At 34.5% G+C, this 17,109-nt stretch carries 17 protein-coding genes and 2 tRNA genes; 9 read left to right on the forward strand and 10 right to left on the reverse strand.

Annotation, left to right across the window (positions count from 1 at the left end):
* Nucleotides 1–24: 24 nt before the first annotated feature.
* Nucleotides 25–1,170: a 2-amino-4-hydroxy-6-hydroxymethyldihydropteridine diphosphokinase gene (gene folK / locus H7350_RS15835; protein ID WP_204346903.1), complete on the forward strand. Its 1,146-nt coding sequence runs from the start codon at nucleotides 25–27 to the stop codon at nucleotides 1,168–1,170.
* Here folK and H7350_RS15840 read toward each other — a convergent pair.
* Together H7350_RS15840 and H7350_RS15845 are read right to left on the reverse strand one after the other, a co-directional pair.
* On the reverse strand, nucleotides 1,165–1,779 hold the full coding sequence (locus tag H7350_RS15840) for a class I SAM-dependent methyltransferase (RefSeq protein WP_204347037.1): 615 nt from the start codon (nucleotides 1,777–1,779) through the stop codon (nucleotides 1,165–1,167). The two genes, folK and H7350_RS15840, sit on opposite strands and share 6 nt — an antisense overlap.
* Before the next feature lie 35 nt (nucleotides 1,780–1,814).
* Complete coding sequence (locus H7350_RS15845) at nucleotides 1,815–2,357, reverse strand: RNA methyltransferase (RefSeq protein ID WP_204346904.1); 543 nt, start codon at nucleotides 2,355–2,357, stop codon at nucleotides 1,815–1,817.
* Nucleotides 2,358–2,466: 109 nt separating this feature from the next.
* Between H7350_RS15845 and mutS the strand changes: the two genes are divergently transcribed.
* The 4 genes from mutS to H7350_RS15865 all read left to right on the forward strand — a co-directional run bounded on the left by mutS (nucleotide 2,467) and on the right by H7350_RS15865 (nucleotide 6,398).
* Nucleotides 2,467–5,079, forward strand: a complete 2,613-nt coding sequence (gene mutS / locus H7350_RS15850; RefSeq protein WP_204346905.1) for a DNA mismatch repair protein MutS — start codon at nucleotides 2,467–2,469, stop codon at nucleotides 5,077–5,079.
* Between the two features lie 103 nt (nucleotides 5,080–5,182).
* Nucleotides 5,183–5,254, forward strand: a tRNA-Gly gene (locus H7350_RS15855).
* A 22-nt stretch (nucleotides 5,255–5,276) separates the two neighbouring features.
* A tRNA-Leu gene (locus H7350_RS15860) sits at nucleotides 5,277–5,360 on the forward strand.
* A 378-nt stretch (nucleotides 5,361–5,738) separates the two neighbouring features.
* The gene (locus H7350_RS15865) at nucleotides 5,739–6,398 is read left to right on the forward strand and encodes a hypothetical protein (protein ID WP_204346906.1); all 660 of its coding nucleotides are present in this window, start codon (nucleotides 5,739–5,741) and stop codon (nucleotides 6,396–6,398) included.
* Between the two features lie 63 nt (nucleotides 6,399–6,461).
* On the opposite strand, the gene H7350_RS15870 is transcribed toward H7350_RS15865, so the two are convergent.
* The 3 genes from H7350_RS15870 to H7350_RS15880 all read right to left on the reverse strand — a co-directional run bounded on the left by H7350_RS15870 (nucleotide 6,462) and on the right by H7350_RS15880 (nucleotide 8,433).
* Nucleotides 6,462–6,716 (reverse strand): hypothetical protein, encoded by a 255-nt coding sequence (locus H7350_RS15870; RefSeq protein WP_204346907.1) that lies wholly within the window; start codon nucleotides 6,714–6,716, stop codon nucleotides 6,462–6,464.
* Nucleotides 6,717–6,723: 7 nt separating this feature from the next.
* Nucleotides 6,724–7,095 (reverse strand): hypothetical protein, encoded by a 372-nt coding sequence (locus H7350_RS15875; RefSeq protein WP_204346908.1) that lies wholly within the window; start codon nucleotides 7,093–7,095, stop codon nucleotides 6,724–6,726.
* Between the two features lie 111 nt (nucleotides 7,096–7,206).
* The gene (locus H7350_RS15880) at nucleotides 7,207–8,433 is read right to left on the reverse strand and encodes a 3-deoxy-D-manno-octulosonic acid transferase (protein WP_204346909.1); all 1,227 of its coding nucleotides are present in this window, start codon (nucleotides 8,431–8,433) and stop codon (nucleotides 7,207–7,209) included.
* An 89-nt stretch (nucleotides 8,434–8,522) separates the two neighbouring features.
* On the opposite strand from H7350_RS15880, the gene H7350_RS15885 reads away from it, so the two are divergent.
* The 4 genes from H7350_RS15885 to H7350_RS15900 all read left to right on the forward strand — a co-directional run bounded on the left by H7350_RS15885 (nucleotide 8,523) and on the right by H7350_RS15900 (nucleotide 12,350).
* Nucleotides 8,523–9,677: a DegT/DnrJ/EryC1/StrS family aminotransferase gene (locus H7350_RS15885; RefSeq protein ID WP_204346910.1), complete on the forward strand. Its 1,155-nt coding sequence runs from the start codon at nucleotides 8,523–8,525 to the stop codon at nucleotides 9,675–9,677.
* Between the two features lies 1 nt (nucleotide 9,678).
* On the forward strand, nucleotides 9,679–10,701 hold the full coding sequence (galE, locus tag H7350_RS15890; protein WP_204346911.1) for a UDP-glucose 4-epimerase GalE: 1,023 nt from the start codon (nucleotides 9,679–9,681) through the stop codon (nucleotides 10,699–10,701).
* Between the two features lie 10 nt (nucleotides 10,702–10,711).
* Nucleotides 10,712–11,989, forward strand: a complete 1,278-nt coding sequence (locus H7350_RS15895) for a metal-dependent hydrolase family protein (RefSeq protein ID WP_204346912.1) — start codon at nucleotides 10,712–10,714, stop codon at nucleotides 11,987–11,989.
* Nucleotides 11,990–12,158: 169 nt separating this feature from the next.
* Nucleotides 12,159–12,350 carry a hypothetical protein gene (locus tag H7350_RS15900; RefSeq protein ID WP_204346913.1) on the forward strand — a complete coding sequence of 64 codons (192 nt, stop codon included), beginning with the start codon at nucleotides 12,159–12,161 and terminating at the stop codon, nucleotides 12,348–12,350.
* A 31-nt stretch (nucleotides 12,351–12,381) separates the two neighbouring features.
* Here the strand turns inward: H7350_RS15900 and lspA are convergent, their stop codons facing one another.
* The 5 genes from lspA to H7350_RS15925 all read right to left on the reverse strand — a co-directional run bounded on the left by lspA (nucleotide 12,382) and on the right by H7350_RS15925 (nucleotide 16,960).
* A complete protein-coding gene (lspA, locus tag H7350_RS15905; protein WP_204346914.1) occupies nucleotides 12,382–12,882 on the reverse strand; it encodes a signal peptidase II in 501 nt (166 codons plus the stop codon).
* A 5-nt stretch (nucleotides 12,883–12,887) separates the two neighbouring features.
* Nucleotides 12,888–13,781 (reverse strand): ACP S-malonyltransferase, encoded by an 894-nt coding sequence (gene fabD / locus H7350_RS15910; RefSeq protein WP_204346915.1) that lies wholly within the window; start codon nucleotides 13,779–13,781, stop codon nucleotides 12,888–12,890.
* A gap of 76 nt (nucleotides 13,782–13,857) precedes the next feature.
* The gene (locus H7350_RS15915) at nucleotides 13,858–15,417 is read right to left on the reverse strand and encodes an NAD(P)/FAD-dependent oxidoreductase (protein WP_204346916.1); all 1,560 of its coding nucleotides are present in this window, start codon (nucleotides 15,415–15,417) and stop codon (nucleotides 13,858–13,860) included.
* Nucleotides 15,418–15,508: 91 nt separating this feature from the next.
* On the reverse strand, nucleotides 15,509–16,030 hold the full coding sequence (locus H7350_RS15920) for a hypothetical protein (protein WP_204346917.1): 522 nt from the start codon (nucleotides 16,028–16,030) through the stop codon (nucleotides 15,509–15,511).
* The gene (locus tag H7350_RS15925; RefSeq protein WP_204346918.1) at nucleotides 16,031–16,960 is read right to left on the reverse strand and encodes a dihydrofolate reductase; all 930 of its coding nucleotides are present in this window, start codon (nucleotides 16,958–16,960) and stop codon (nucleotides 16,031–16,033) included.
* Nucleotides 16,961–17,109: the final 149 nt, after the last annotated feature.

Genomic DNA, 17,109 nt, shown 5'->3' on the forward strand with positions numbered 1-17,109 from the left:
CTTTTCATTATTTTGACATTCTATATGAATTCAACTAACCAAGTTTACATCGCTCTAGGAAGCAATAAAGGTGACAGATTAAAAAATCTGCAAGATGCTGTAGATTTAATTTATGCCAAAATTGGTAAAGTAGGCAGTATTGCTAAGGTTTACAATACACCAGCCATAGGTTTTGAAGGTGACGATTTTTTAAATACATGTATTCATGTAGAAACGATGTGTTCGGCAGATGATGTTCTTGAAAAATTACAAACGATAGAGACCAGATTAGGTCGTGAGAAGTCACAATCTCAGACTTATGAGTCGCGACCTATAGATTTAGACATGTTGTTTTTTAATTCAGATATTTTTTCTTCGGAAACTTTAAAACTACCACACCCTGAACTCCAAAACCGACAATTTGTTTTACAACCTTTAAAAGATATTGCGTCAAAATTTGAGCATCCAAAATTAAAGAAAACCGTTGATGAGCTGCATTTAGAATGTAAGGATACAAGCGATATTGAAGCCATTAAGATATGGTTAAAGAATCCATCACGACAGTTTGATTTTTCGGCTTATAATTATATTGCTATAGAAGGTAATATCGGAGCAGGAAAGACAAGTTTAGCGCATCAGATTTCTAATGATTTTAATGCGAAACTCATTTTAGAGCGTTTTGCTGATAATCCTTTTTTACCCAAATTTTACGAGGAACCACAGCGTTATGCATTTACTTTAGAAATGTCGTTTTTAGCAGATCGTTATCAACAAATTAGTGATGATTTATCACAATTAGATTTGTTTAAAGACTTTATGGTTAGTGATTATGATATCTATAAATCTTTGATTTTCTCAAAAATCACACTTCCTGAAGATGAGTTCAAACTCTATCGAAAGCTATTCTATTTGATGTATAAAGACATAGCCAAGCCTGATTTATATGTCTATTTATATCAAAACACACAACGTTTGCAAGAAAATATAAAAAAGCGTGGTCGTGATTATGAGCAGAATATTGATGATGAATATCTGGAAAAAATAAATTCAGGATATCTGGACTTCTTAAAAAAACAATCTGAACTCAATGTCAAAATTATTGACATATCAGATAAAGATTTTGTGAAAAATCGAGCCGATTATTTGTGGTTATTGGGTGAGATATGTGACTCTGATCAAAAGAAGTTATAAGGTATAGAGTGAGGTTAAAATAAGACCTTTGTTCCCTTCCAAAACATAGGTGTGTAAAATAGATTGCTCAGTAACCTTTAAGTTAAAAGGCGCTTTAAGTAAGTCAACACCACTTTTATGTTTTAGCCGTATGCCTTGTCCGGAAATAATATCTTTATTCGGAATGAAATCTTCGTTAGGAATATGTTCGGTAATAATAATGTATTTGTAATCGCTTAGTTTTTTGACTACCGAATTAATTTCTACATTCGATAAATGCTGAAGCACTTGTCTAATGATGACGCAATCTGCAACAGGCAGTTGGTCTTTTGCAATATCTAAACAATGAAATTGAAGATGGTCTTCTTTAAAGGTAATTTTATTTCTTTCTATAAGACGCTCAACAATATCAACTGCATCGTATTTTAAAGTGTATTTAAACAGATGCTTTCCAATATTAAAATCACCACAACCCAAATCGCATACAGTTAAAGTGTTATTATGAGATTTAAAAAATGTGGTTATAGCTTCAAGGTAAGGAACGACAATTTTTGGATCATGAGAGCCTTCGCCAGAATAAAAATCAAATGCTTTTCCGCCCCAAAGGTATTGCTCATAAATTTGAGTCATGGCAGCTTTTGTTGGCCAAGGTGTCTTCGTTTTTTTCAACTACTTTGGATTTTAGAGAGCTTGCTAAACATATCCCAGATAACCACACCACAACTTACTGAAATGTTCAATGAATGTTTGGTTCCAAATTGTGGGATTTCAATAACAATATCACTGGCATCAACAACATCTTGAGCAACGCCTTTGACTTCATTTCCAAAAACCAAGGCGTAGGTTTGATTAGTTTTAGGCTGAAAAGTATCTAGCATCGTCGAACGTTCGGCTTGCTCGATAGAAATGACTTTAATATTTTCTGATTGTAATTGTTTAACGACGTCCATGGTGTGTTCGGCATATTCCCAAGTAACTGTTTCGGTGCTGCCTAAAGCTGTTTTTCTAATATCGTTATGAGGAGGTGTTGCACTAATGCCACAGAGATATATCTTTTCAATTAAAAAAGCATCACTCGTCCTAAATACCGAACCAATATTATTTAAACTTCTGATATTGTCCAGAATAATAATTAGTGGTGTTTTTTCGGCAGACTTAAATTCCTCAATATTTAATCGGTCGAGTTCACTGTTTTTTAGTTTTCGCATGTTAAAATCTTATACGTTTTGTAGATAACTTATGCCTTTTGAGCTTTATAAAACTTCAAATTATAAGTACTTTAGCAGTCTTACAATTTTCACAAAAATACGTAAACCATTGGCTAAAAAAGCAAAAAAAGAAACACCGTTAATGAAACAGTATAATGCCATCAAGGTTAAATATCCTGATGCGTTATTATTATTTAGAGTAGGTGATTTCTATGAGACCTTTGGACAAGATGCTGTAAAAGCGTCAAAAATTTTAGATATCATTTTAACCAAACGCGGAGCAGGTAGTAAAACAGAAACCGAACTGGCTGGGTTTCCTCATCATTCCTTAAATACCTACTTGCCTAAATTAGTTAAAGCAGGAGAACGCGTTGCTATTTGTGATCAATTAGAAGATCCGAAGCAAACAAAAACGATTGTTAAACGTGGAGTAACCGAATTAGTAACTCCAGGTGTAGCACTCAATGATGATATATTAAACTCTAAAACCAATAATTTTTTAGCAGCCGTTTGTTTTGGTGTGCAATGGGTAGGTGTTTCTTTTTTAGATGTATCTACAGGAGAGTTTTTTATCTCTCAAGGTAATACTGAATATGTCGACAAACTGCTTCAAAACTTTAGACCAAGTGAGGTTTTGGTAGCTAAGCCTAATAGGAAAAAGTACGATACAGCTTTTGGAAATGATTTTCATGCTTTTTACCTCGAAGATTGGGTATTTCAGGATGACTATGCTAATGAAACGTTGTTGAAACATTTCAACACAAAATCTTTAAAGGGTTTTGGAATTGATGATTTATATGAAGGCATTGTCGCTTCTGGAGCAATTTTGCATTATTTAGGAGAAACGCAGCATCATAAATTACAGCATATAACATCGATTCAACGCTTAACAAAAGGAGAGCATGTTTGGATGGATCGTTTTACCATTAAAAACTTAGAGTTATATCAGTCTACTAACCAAAATGCTGTAACCTTGATTGACGTTGTTGACAAAACAATTTCTCCAATGGGTGGGCGATTACTTAAAAGATGGTTGGCATTACCATTGGTGAATTTAGATCAGATTAATTATCGGCATGATGTGGTTGAGTATGTGAAAAATGATACTCTTTTATTAGAGAAACTACAACTTCAATTAAAACAAATAGGAGATATAGAACGCCTTATTTCTAAAGTTGCAACAGCCAAAATCACACCTCGTGAAGTGATTCACCTCAAAAATGCTCTGGAAGCGATTGTACCAATTAAAGCTTTGGCGATTCAAACTAAAAACAAAGCATTGCAAGATTTGGGAGAGCAAATGGATGCTTGCGAAGCGCTTCGTGAACGTATTAAAGCCACATTAAATGAAGATGCTCCAGTTAATATTTTAAAAGGACATACGATTGCTTCCGATTTTTCTTCAGAATTAAAAGAATTACGTGACCTTTCTGCTTCCGGAAAAGATTACCTCGATAAAATGTTAGAACGTGAAAGCGAGCGTACAGGAATTACATCCTTAAAAATTGCCTCTAATAATGTGTTCGGTTATTATATTGAAGTACGTCACACACACAAAGATAAAGTTCCTGAAGAGTGGATTAGAAAGCAAACATTGGTAAGTGCTGAGCGTTATATCACAGAAGAACTAAAAGAATATGAAACCAAAATATTAGGAGCAGAAGAGCGTATTCTGGCCATTGAGCAACAGTTGTTTGCTGAGCTAGTAGGTTGGATAAGTCAGTTTATTAAACCCGTTCAGAAAAATTCGGCACTTATTGCGCAATTAGATTGTTTGATTGGGTTCTCACAGCTAGCTATAGAAAATAACTACTCTAGACCAATACTTACAGACGGGTTTGAGTTAGATATTAAAAATGGAAGACATCCTGTTATAGAAAAGCAATTACCACATGGAGAGCCTTTTATAGCAAATGATGTGTATCTGGATAGAGACAAACAGCAAATTATTATGATTACAGGACCTAACATGTCTGGTAAATCGGCAATTTTGCGTCAAACGGCATTAATTGTTTTATTGGCGCAAATGGGAAGTTTTGTTCCTGCAGAATCAGCTCAAATAGGTCTCACAGATAAAATTTTCACAAGAGTTGGTGCAAGTGATAATATTTCTATGGGAGAATCAACGTTTATGGTTGAAATGAATGAAACGGCTTCAATTTTGAATAATATTTCAGATAGAAGTCTCGTATTACTTGATGAGATTGGTCGTGGAACTAGTACCTATGATGGCATATCTATTGCCTGGGCTATAAGTGAATACTTACATGAACATCCAAGTAAGGCTAAAACCTTATTTGCAACACACTACCATGAGCTCAATGAAATGTCCGAAACATTTGAACGTATTAAGAATTTTAATGTATCGGTTAAAGAGTTGAAAGACAATGTGCTATTTCTACGAAAGTTAGTAGAAGGAGGAAGTGAACATAGTTTTGGTATACACGTGGCTAAAATGGCAGGAATGCCTCAGCAAGTGATTCATCGCGCTAATAAGATTCTAAAACAGCTGGAGAAATCGCATTCTAGTGAAGAGTTAACAGATAAAGTGAAGACTCTAAACAGTGAAATGCAATTGAGCTTTTTTAATTTAGATGATCCCTTGTTGGAACAAATAAAAGATGAAATCGTCAATATTGATATCAATACTTTAACACCTGTTGAAGCGCTTATGAAACTTAATGAGATTAAGCGTATGTTATTGAAAAAGAAGCGTGCATAAAAAAACTCATTTTTTTTTTATTAAAAGGCTTTGCATTTCTAAGAAAAGTCTTAAATTTGCCCTCGCAATTACAACAAACGTTCATTTAAATAATTGCTATAATGCGAAAGTAGCTCAGGGGTAGAGCATCACCTTGCCAAGGTGAGGGTCGCGGGTTCAAATCCCGTCTTTCGCTCTGCATCTTAAAAATATACCAAGCTGAAGTGGTGGAATTGGTAGACACGTTGGACTTAAAATCCAATGTCCATTAGGACGTACGGGTTCAAGTCCCGTCTTCAGTACAGATGAAAAGCCGAAACGAAAGTTTCGGCTTTTTTGGTTTTCAAAATCGTTGGAAGTTTACTTCAGAAATGATTTTGAAAACCAAAAAGAAATCCAAGTATTTGGATTGGCTTTTCTCACAATGTTGATATTGGACTCGCCATTGGCAATTCCCGTCTTCAGTACAGATGAAAAGCCGAAACGAAAGTTTCGGCTTTTTTGTTTTGAAAATAGCTGGAGATTTATTTTCAAAGTTATTTTCAGTACTACAATAAACTACGTCTTGTAGTTAATAGGTTTTACTTAATACATTTAAGTACATACGTTCAATTCCTTTTTTATAAATAAATACGTTATTTTCGTTTAACTAAGTATTTCAGATTAAGATAATCACTACTATGAAAGTATGTATTCAATTATTAATATTTCTTTGTTTTACAGTGTCTTATGCACAGTACACCTGGTCTCCAGCAACAATATATTTAAATGCTGATAGAGTTTTGCAAGGCGAGGCAGTCATTAAGCAAGGTGGAGGGTTTAGAACATTGCCTAAAGAATCATTACGTTTTAGAGCTCATAAAAAAGATAAGGCTCAAAAAATTGAAGCGTCTGATATAGATTCAATAGTTTTTACAGTAAGTTATACAGAAAAGGGTAATAAGCGTAAAGTAAAAAAAGAGCGTAAAGCAACTTTTATTACCATGTATGTGGAGAAAGATAGAAAACGACTACATTTTTTAGAAGTATTAAAAACAGGGAAAGTCCAGCTTTATGGTCAATCTTTTGGCGGAGGTGGAGGTATGAGTTTCGTGCCTATGGGATCAACTCCAACTTCTGCGGGTCATATTCCAAATGCACCAATGATTCGATTTTATGGAGGACACAACCGTTTATTTTTATCTAAAGGATCTGATTTGGCTGAGGTTATGTACACTCGAAAGGCAATAGCAAAATTTTTTAGTGACTGTCCTGACCTCGTTGAAAAAATTAAAACAGAACAATTGGAGAAAGATGATTTAAATACAATTGTAAATTACTACAATACTAATTGTAATTAAGGAATTAAGTCAAAAAAAAGGTCTGATAAACATCAGACCTTTTTTTATTTATGATTAGAAAGACTAGTTATCATCGTCTCCTGTCACTTCTTCAACAGCTTCTTCAGTAGCTTTAGCAGCTTCTTCAGTTTCTTCAACAGCATTATCAATAGCTTTACCAGCTTTTTCTAATGCACCTTCAGCTGCATCAGCAGTGTTTTCAGCTGCATTTTCAACAGCATCTCCTGCTTTTTCAGCACCTTCTTTAGTTTCTCTACATGAGGTTACAGACACCACAAGTGCCAATACTAATGCAATATTTAAAATTATCTTTTTCATTGTGAATTTAGTTTTGTTCTTTTAATTTATTAGAGGCATTGTCTAAAGCTTTAGCGCCTTCTTCTTTAGCTTTGTCTGCAGCTTCATTTACTGCGTTTTTAGCGTCATTTGCCATGTCTTTAGCACCTTCTTGTACTTTGTTAGCGCCTTCTTTCATCGCAGATCCAGCAGAATCAATAGCTTCTTCAACTTCATTAGCAGCATCTTCTAAAGCATCCTCTGTTGCTTCAGCGGCATCCTCGATAGCCTCTCCTGCTTCTTTAGCTGCGTTTTCAACAGCGTCTCCAGCTTTTTCAGCACCTTCTTTAGTTTCTCTACATGATGTTACAGACACAACAAGTGCCAATACCAATGCGATGTTTAAAATCAGTTTTTTCATTGTAATAGTTTTAGTGTTAATTGTTGTTAATACACGAAATTAATAACTTAAATTGAATTTATGTTAAAAAAATTAACATTTATTAAGATTTCTCCTCATTCAAATTATGTTTTATATACGAATGTAATTCATGATTTGGACTACTGCGCCTTTATTATTGGAGATAAAAGCAGCATTTTTCAAACCTTCACTACGACGAAATTCAACCGAATCTATAAGGGTATCACATACGGTTTTTAACTCCTGTTCACTCCTTACAGAAGTGACACCAGCATGCTTAATCATAGCTGAAGCTTCAGGGAATTTACTATAATGCTTACCAATAATTATTGGGACTCCAAATACAGCAGGTTCTAATATGTTATGTAAACCTGTTTGTCCCATAGCACCACCTACATAAGCAATATCTGCATAACTATATATTTTTGTTAATAGTCCTATAGTGTCAATTATGAAAACTGAAAATTCATTCAGTTGTTTCCCTTTACTATCAGAAAATTTAATAACATCAACGTGCAAACTGGAAATTAAAGATTTGATATGTTTATTACTTATTTCGTGTGGAGCAATGATGAATTTTAAATCTTCAGAAGCATTAGCATTTATATAAGGTGCTAAAATGTTTTCATCCTCTGGCCAGGAACTCCCAATAACAAAACAGGTGCTGTTTCCTTTAAATTCAGAAATAAAATCTAAAGTATTATTTTGTGATAATTGATTATTAACACGATCAAACCTTGTGTCCCCTGAAATTGTAACTTGATTATAATTTATAGATTCTAACAAAGCTTTAGAACTTTCGTTTTGAACAAAAATATGCTCAAAGGCAAATAAGGCAGATTTCCGCTTATTATTATAAGATTTAAAATAAGATTGATTTTTTCTGAATAATGCCGATATCAAAATAGCTCTTCCCTTTCTGCGCTGTAATTCTAGCAGAAAATGTGGCCAGATATCATATTTAACAAATACTGTAAATTCAGGATTGACAAGATCTAAAAAACGTTTTGCATTTTTTTTAGTGTCCAATGGGAGATAGACAACGACATCTGCAACCTTTGTGTTTTTTCGTATTTCATAACCTGATGGTGAAAAAAAAGAAAGTACAATTTTATATTGAGGATAGTGATCTCTTAAGGCTTCAAAAATCGGCAAACCTTGTTCGTATTCACCCAATGAGGCACAATGAAACCATAAGGTACGTTCGTTTGAGTTTAGTTTTTGTTTTAAAACTTTAAAGGTACTTCTCCTGCCCTTAACACCCAATTGTATTTTTTTATTAAATGGTGAAATGAGCTTTAAAATAAAAGACAGTATATGTATTCCGAGGTTATACAAAAATCAAAGGTTTTACGGTCTTGCTAAAATAGGGTTCTTTGTAATAATTTCATTGCTTAATGCTGATGAATTTCGTAATTTCGTACAATATGAAAAAAATTCAAATGGTTGACCTCAAAGGTCAATATGCCAAAATAAAAGACGAAGTAGATCGCTCTGTTTTAGAAGTTTTAGAGTCTACAGCTTATATCAATGGACCAAAAGTTCATGAATTTCAGAAAAACTTAGAGCATTACTTAAATGTGAAGCATGTGATTCCATGTGCTAATGGTACAGACGCCTTACAAATTGCAATGATGGGACTTGGTTTAAAGCCAGGTGATGAAGTTATTACTGCAGATTTTACTTTTGCTGCTACAGTAGAAGTAATTGCCTTATTACAGCTTACTCCTGTTTTGGTTGATGTTGACCCTGTAACATTTAATATAGATATTGAAGCTATAAAAAATGCAATAACTCCAAAAACTAAAGCGATTGTTCCTGTACATCTCTTCGGAATGTGTGCCAATATGGAAGCTATTATGGAAATTGCCGAACAGCATAATCTCTATGTTATTGAAGATAATGCCCAAGCCATAGGTTCTACTTACACTTATACTAACGGAAAAAAGGCTAAGGCAGGTACAATTGGTCATGTCTCATCAACATCATTTTTTCCTTCTAAAAACCTAGGATGTTATGGTGATGGAGGAGCTATTTTCACTAATGATGATGATCTCGCCCATACAATTAGAGGCATAGTTAATCACGGAATGTACAAGCGTTATCACCATGATGTCGTTGGTGTTAATTCAAGATTAGATTCGATACAAGCTGCGATTTTAGATATCAAACTAAAACGATTAGATAGTTATAATCAGGCCAGACAGCAAGCTGCAAGAGCATATAGTAGAGCTTTTGAAGGTCAGAAACATATTGTTGTACCTTCAGGCAAAACTGGTTGCGCAACGATTTGCAATGATTGTGATTGCCACGTATTTCACCAATATACTTTGCGTATTATAGATAGTGATCGTGACGCTTTAGTTAAGCATTTAAATGATAATGGGATTCCTTGTGGTGTATATTATCCAATTCCATTGCATCGTCAAAAAGCATATCAAGATTCAAGATATAACGAAGCAGATTTTAAAATCACTAATCAATTAGTAAAAGAAGTGATTTCATTACCAATGCATACCGAATTAGATGATGAGCAGATTGAGTTCATAACATCTACTGTTATAAACTTTGTGAACTCTTAAAATGAAGAAAATTCTTGTAACTGGCGGACTTGGTTTTATAGGTTCTCATACCGTTGTAGAACTACAAAATGCAGGTTTTGAAGTTGTAATTATAGATGACTTGTCAAACTCTTCCTTGGAGGTGCTAAAAGGTATCGAAGATATTACAAACAAGAAACCAGAATTCGAAAACTTAGATTTAAAGGACAAATCTAAGGTGATCACTTTTTTTAGAACGCATCATGATATTTCAGGTGTTATACACTTTGCAGCCAGTAAAGCGGTTGGTGAAAGTGTTGAAAAACCGTTATTATATTACGAGAACAACCTCAATACATTAATTTATATCCTTAAAGAGGTGTCTGGTTTAGAGACTTCTAATTTCATATTTAGCTCGTCATGTACGGTTTACGGACAAGCAGATGAAATGCCAATTACAGAAAAAGCACCTGTTAAACCCGCAGAGTCTCCATATGGAAATACGAAGCAAATAGGTGAAGAAATTATAAGAGATACATGTAAAGTAATGCCGCATATGAATGCTATTGCTTTGCGATACTTTAACCCAATTGGAGCTCATCCTAGTGCTAAAATTGGAGAACTTCCCATAGGCGTTCCTCAAAATTTAGTCCCTTACATCACTCAAACAGCAGCTGGATTACGAGATTGTTTGTCTGTTTTTGGAGATGATTATCCTACACCAGATGGCACCTGTATTAGAGATTATATACATGTTGTGGATTTAGCTAAGGCCCATGTTGTAGCACTTCAGAGGTTGCTGGAGCGTAAAAATAATTCTAATTATGAAACATTTAATATAGGAACAGGTGTTGGTAGTTCTGTTTTAGAAGTTATAAAATCTTTTGAAAAGGTATCAGGACAGTCTCTAAATTATAAAATGGCACCAAGGCGTGCAGGAGATGTTATTGAAGCTTTTGCTCATACTAATAAAGCAAATACAGTTTTAGGTTGGAAAGCACAATCAACACTCGATGAGGCCATGCAATCTGCCTGGGATTGGGAAAAGCATATAAGAAATTTATAAATCAACCATAATGAAAAAAGCACTTCAACTCACATTCCTTTTACTAACAAGTCTAGTAATTGGACAAAACACCTATTTGCATTGCGGAAAGTTAATCGATACCAAAACAGGTAAAGTTGTATCAGAACAAACGATAATTGTCGTTGGTGATAAAATTTCAGCTGTTGAGAATGGGTATGTGCCCACCAAATCATCAGACGATATTCTTATTGATTTGAAAGATAAAACGGTTATGCCAGGTCTTATTGATATGCATGTTCATATTGAAAGTGAAACGAGTCCGACACGATATTTGGATGTATTCACAAAAAACGATGCAGATGTTGCATTCAATGCTGCCGAAATCGCTAATAGAACATTAATGGCTGGATTTACAACAGTAAGAGATCTTGGAGGTAGTGGTGTAAATGTTTCTTTAAGGGATGCAATAGCCAGAGGAAAAGTTCCTGGTCCACGAATTTTTACAGTTGAAAAGGCAATTGGTACCACAGGTGGACATGCCGACCCAACAAACGGAAGAAGTAAAGAATTAATGGGTGATCCAGGACCAGCTGAAGGCGTTATTAATAGCCCTGAGGAAGCCAGAAAAGCGGTTAGACAGCGTTATAAAAATGGTGCAGACCTCATAAAAATTACTGCTACAGGAGGTGTTTTGAGTGTGGCAAAAAATGGGCAAAATGCTCAATTTACTCAAGAAGAAGTCAATGAAATCGTAAAAACAGCTAAAGAATATGGAATGGTGGTTGCTGCTCATGCGCATGGAAAAGAAGGTATGAAAAGAGCTGTACTTGCTGGAGTGCAAACTATTGAACATGGTTCATTTATGGATAAAGAAGTCGCTACATTAATGAAACAACACAATACATATCTTGTGCCAACACTTTCTGCAGGACGATATGTTGAAGAGAAAGCTAAAATTCCTAATTATTATCCTCCAGTGATTTTACCCAAGATTGCCAGCACAATGGCTGTTTTGGATGATACCTTCGAGATGGTTATCAAAGAAGGTGTTCCTATTGCTTTTGGTACCGATGCTGGTGTTTTTCCTCATGGTGAAAATGCTAAAGAACTTGTATACATGGTTGAAGCGGGATGGACACCTATGTTTTGTTTACAAAGTGCTACAATTACCAATGCTAAGCTATTAGACATGGAAAACCAATTGGGACAAATAAAAGAAGGGTTTATTGCAGACCTAATTGCTGTCGATGATGACCCAACAAAAAACATATCTACTATGGAACAAGTCGTATTTGTGATGAAAGAAGGAAAAGTGTATAAAAAATAGATTGTTAATCTGTTAACAGAAGCTTGATATCGTTATTGAACTAATAATGAAAGTCGTCTTTTATTAAGGGTTTGTGATTTATGGGGTTGATTAACAATCATTTAATGTTTTAAATTTGGGATTGGTTAATGGTCTTTGTTTCTTTGGAGTTAATGATAAATGAAAACCAATGAAACTGATTAGTATTAAAAGAGAAACAAAACCTGAAGTTAGATTTACAAAACGAATGGGAGCATTATCAACTAATGTGACCTACATTAAGAAACAATTTCTTAGTATTCCATACAAAACACTTCATAAATACAGAGAAACGTATTACGGTGAAGTTAAAGATTGTGAAAACATTAATTTAGCAAGATAAATAAAGGCCTTTCAGTAGATGAAAGGCTTTTTTATACGGTTTGTTTTTTGATCTTTTTAGAGAATAGCGTTGTGTATAACAGCACGAACATTCCAAAGGTTACCGACATATCTGCAACGTTAAATATTCCCGTTCTAAATATACCACCAAAATCTAAGTGAAAGAAATCAGTCACAGACCCAAAAGCGATGCGGTCAAAAACATTTGCAATTCCACCACCAGCAATACAACATAAAGCAATTAAACTCAATCTGTCTAAGGCTTTGTTGGTAATGATATAGTAGATTAGGTAACCTAAAACCAAAACCGGTAATATTAATAAGAATATTAGTTTTAATGTCGGATTCATGTCACTTCCCATGCCTAAAAAAGCACCCGTATTTTCAACATTCATCATTAAAAACATATCACCAATAACATGTATACGATCGGTAGGGTCAATGTTAGCTCTAACGATAATTTTTGAAATTTGGTCTATAGCAATATTAAATACTATAAGTAAAAGAATTCCTGTAGTTCTAGATAATTTCATGTAAACTATGCGTTAGATTCTAAAGTAGCAGAAGCTGTTTCAGTATCTCTATTAATTTTTTTAACTAGTCCTTGTAGTACTTTTCCAGGGCCAACTTCTGTAAAGTGAGTAGCGCCATCAGCAATCATTTGCTGAACAGATTGTGTCCAACGTACAGGAGCTGTTAATTGTGATATCAAATTAGCCTTAATTTCATTTTCATCAATCACTGCAGAGGCAGTGACATTTTGATAAATAGGACAATTTGGCTTGTTGAATAATGTGTTTTCAATCGCAGCAGCTAATTCTTCACGAGCAGGTTCCATTAGCGGAGAGTGAAATGCGCCACCAACAGGCAATACCAATGCGCGACGAGCACCTTCTTCTTTTAAAGTTTCGCAAGCTCTATTAATTGCATCAACTTCGCCAGAAATCACCAATTGTCCTGGACAGTTATAATTTGCAGCTACCACGATACCGTCGGTAGTAGCACATACTTTTTCAACAATGTCATCTTCCAATCCTAAAACTGCAGCCATAGTACTTGGTTGTAACTCACATGCTTTTTGCATGGCCTGAGCTCGTTGAGAGACTAACGTTAAGCCATCTTCGAAGTTTAAAGTTCCATTGGCAACTAAAGCAGAGAATTCACCTAAAGAGTGACCTGCAACCATATCAGGCTTAAAATGATCACCTAAAGTTTTTGCTAAAATTACAGAGTGTAAAAAGATGGCTGGCTGTGTTACTTTAGTTTCTTTTAAGTCTTCAGCAGAGCCTTCAAACATAATATCTGTTATAGGAAAACCTAAAATGATATTAGCTTTTTCAAAATACTCTTGTGCCAAAGGGGAGTTTTCATACAGATCAAGACCCATTCCTGAGAATTGCGCTCCTTGACCTGGAAAAATATATGCGTTCATTGTTATCAATTTTTATGCGACAAAAATAGGAATAATATCTTAATGATAAAGGGTTGTTTGAGAAGTCTGAAGATATTTATAAATGCCCAGTAGCAGCCTCAGCACAACGCTCACCATCCATAGCCGCCGAAACAATGCCTCCAGCATAACCTCCACCTTCACCACAAGGAAATAAGTTTGTGATTTCTGGATGGGCTAAATTTTCATTTCTCGGAATATTTACTGGTGACGAGGTTCGGGACTCAACACCTATAATATTAGCTTCAGCGGTGTAATATCCTCTCATTTTTTCACCAAAAGCCTTAAATCCTTTCCGAAGAGAACTACCGATAAGTTTTGGGAAAAGGGAATGTAATGGCGCCGATTTTAATCCGGGTTGATATGAGGTTGGATTCAAACTTGAAGATAGATTGCCTTCAACAAAATCGGTGAGCCTCTGTGCAGGTGCTGTTTGTGTTCGTCCTCCAGCAGTAAAAGCTAAGCGCTCTAAATCCTTTTGGTATTCTAATCCTTTCAGAGCACCATATTGTTCATATTTGTAGAGGTCTTTATCTGAGTTGATTTCAACAACTATTCCAGAGTTAGCATATTCGTTATTGCGTTTTGACGGAGACATACCATTGACAACAACCTCACCATTAGCTGTAGCTGCCGGAACTATAAAACCGCCTGGACACATACAAAACGAGTATACACCTCTATGGTTTACTTGTTGCACAAGACTGTAAGCTGCGGCTGGCAAAAGTTCATCTCTTTTTTCGCCTTTACAGTGGTATTGTATACCGTCTATGATGTCTTGTGGATGCTCTACACGAACACCCATTGCAAACGATTTGGCTTTTAGTTGGATGCCTTTATTGTGTAATAGATAGTAAATATCTCTAGCCGAATGTCCAGTAGCTAAAATTACGTTTTCAGTATCAAGCTCATGACCGTTTTTAAGTATAATAGATGTGATCTTGTGGTCTTTTATATTAAAATCGGTAACGCGTGTTTCAAAATGTACTTCGCCTCCAAACTTTAAAATGGTTTCACGTATATTTTTTACCACTTTAGGAAGTTTATTAGTTCCAATATGTGGATGAGCATCAACTAATATTTGGTCTGTTGCACCATGAAATACTAAGTTTTCAAATATTTTTCTCACATCACCACGCTTGAGACTTCTAGTATATAATTTTCCGTCGCTATAAGTACCAGCACCACCTTCACCAAAGCAATAATTAGAATCTTCATTTACGAGATGGTCTTGATTGATTGCTTTTAAATCACGTCGTCTGTCTTGAACATTTTTGCCACGTTCAAGAACGATAGGTTTAAATCCGAGTTCAATACAGCGTAGAGCAGCGTACATGCCAGCGGGTCCAAAGCCAATAATATGAATGGGTTTGGCGTGAGATACATCCTTATAATCAAAAACATAGTTTGAATGTTCAGGAATTGGTTCATTGATATAAACGTCAACTTTGTAATTGATAATAATCAGTTTTTTTCTAGCATCTATGGATTTTCGAAGCACTTTTACTGCCGAAATGTCTTCAGATTTAACATTTAAAAGTTGAGAAGCTTTATTGACCAAAATACCAGTCTGTCGCTCTTCTTGGAGTGTAATTCGAAGTTGGAGTTGTTTGATCATAAGTTAAACTTAAAGTGATTCAATTTAAATATTATTTATAGAATTTTCTAAGAATATGTTTCTAACTGATAAAATTATTATGTATAGATTTTCAGAATTGAAACTGAAGAAAAAACTGATACATATAGATATTATTTTTTTTATTGAAATTATACTGAGATAGTATTCCTAACTGAGTTCTTTGAGATGCTACATACATAAATTTTGCACGAACTGGTATGTTCAAACTTACTCCCTGTTTATCGCTTTTAAGTTTGGTCTGTTCTATGTAACCAATTCCTGAGAACAGATCAAATGCGAAATTATCAGATAATTCAAATGCTCTTCCGTACAATGCATTAATATCTACATATGCATGAATAGTATTTTTAAGTACTTCGTTCTCATTTAAAACGCCATAACCAACAGCAAAACTTGAGGCTAATAAATGATTATTAATTTGAAAAGTAATTTGAAATGAAGCAGAAACACCCGATTTACCTTTGATTTTTTCAAGTTTGTAAAACCCAAGACCATTAGTGATTGATTTAAACTGAATTCCTGAAGATTCTTGAGAAGAAACAGATATACTGCAAATTAAGTAGATAAAAACAGTGAATAGGATGTTCCTCATTTAATATCTCTTGAATGTCATAAATGTAAACGAATATTCATGTTTCTCATCCTTCTCGTGAAACTCACTGTAAGTTTCTTTCCAGATGGTTCTATCAATTTCAGGGAAAAAAGTATCAGCATTTTCAAAGCTGTGATGCACACGCGTGATTTCAATTTTATCAGCTAACATCATAAATTGTTTGTAAATTTCACCACCTCCTATAATGAATGGTTGCTTGTCATTTCGAGCTGCATCTAGTGCATCTTCCATAGTGTTAACGACAATCACACCATTGGGTACTTGATAATTATCTTGCCTTGTAATGACAATATGTGTACGGTTAGGTAATGGCTTAGGAAAACTTTCGAAGGTTTTGCGTCCCATAATAATATGATGACCATTTGTTAATGACTTGAAACGCTTGAGATCATCACTTAAGTGCCAGATTAAATCATTGTCTTTACCAATGGCATTGTTTTCACCAGCTGCAACAATAATGGTTAATTCAGTTTTTTTTTTTTGATTAGAAACCATACTATCTACAGTCTCATTATAGGCTTGAGACTTGGCTATTTCAGTTTCTTCATTTAGAAATTTTTGTTTTAGGGCGTCAATGCGTTCTTGCTGTTTTGCGACTAAAGCTTCACGTTGTTGATCTTCCCAGTCTTTACCCATAAAACTGTGTGTAATGAAAACACTTATGAAATGATAGATGAAAAGAGCAAGCCATAATACAATTGCAATCACAAACCAATCCAGTCCTGCTATTTTAAAGTCTTTTCCAATGCCTAAAACAGTATTCGCTAAGATTAAAATTACAGAGCCAATTAAGAATATAACAAAATGAATGTAAACACGTTTTTTTTGCCGAATACGTTTTTCAGCATATTTTATTAATTCTAATTGTGCCTTGTCTATTTGGGGAATGGATTTCTTTTTTCCGAACATAAATCAAAAAGTTTCTAATGGTAAAGTTAATCTTTTTAACGCAAACGATGTAATTATTTTTTTCTGGATAAATCAGGAAAATACGAAAACGTTATAGTCTTTAACTTGATGAAAATCAGAGATTAAACGCTTGTATTTGAATTGAGAAT

The sequence above is a fragment of the Psychroserpens algicola genome (assembly GCF_014526325.1).
GTDB classification, from domain to species: domain Bacteria; phylum Bacteroidota; class Bacteroidia; order Flavobacteriales; family Flavobacteriaceae; genus Psychroserpens; species Psychroserpens algicola.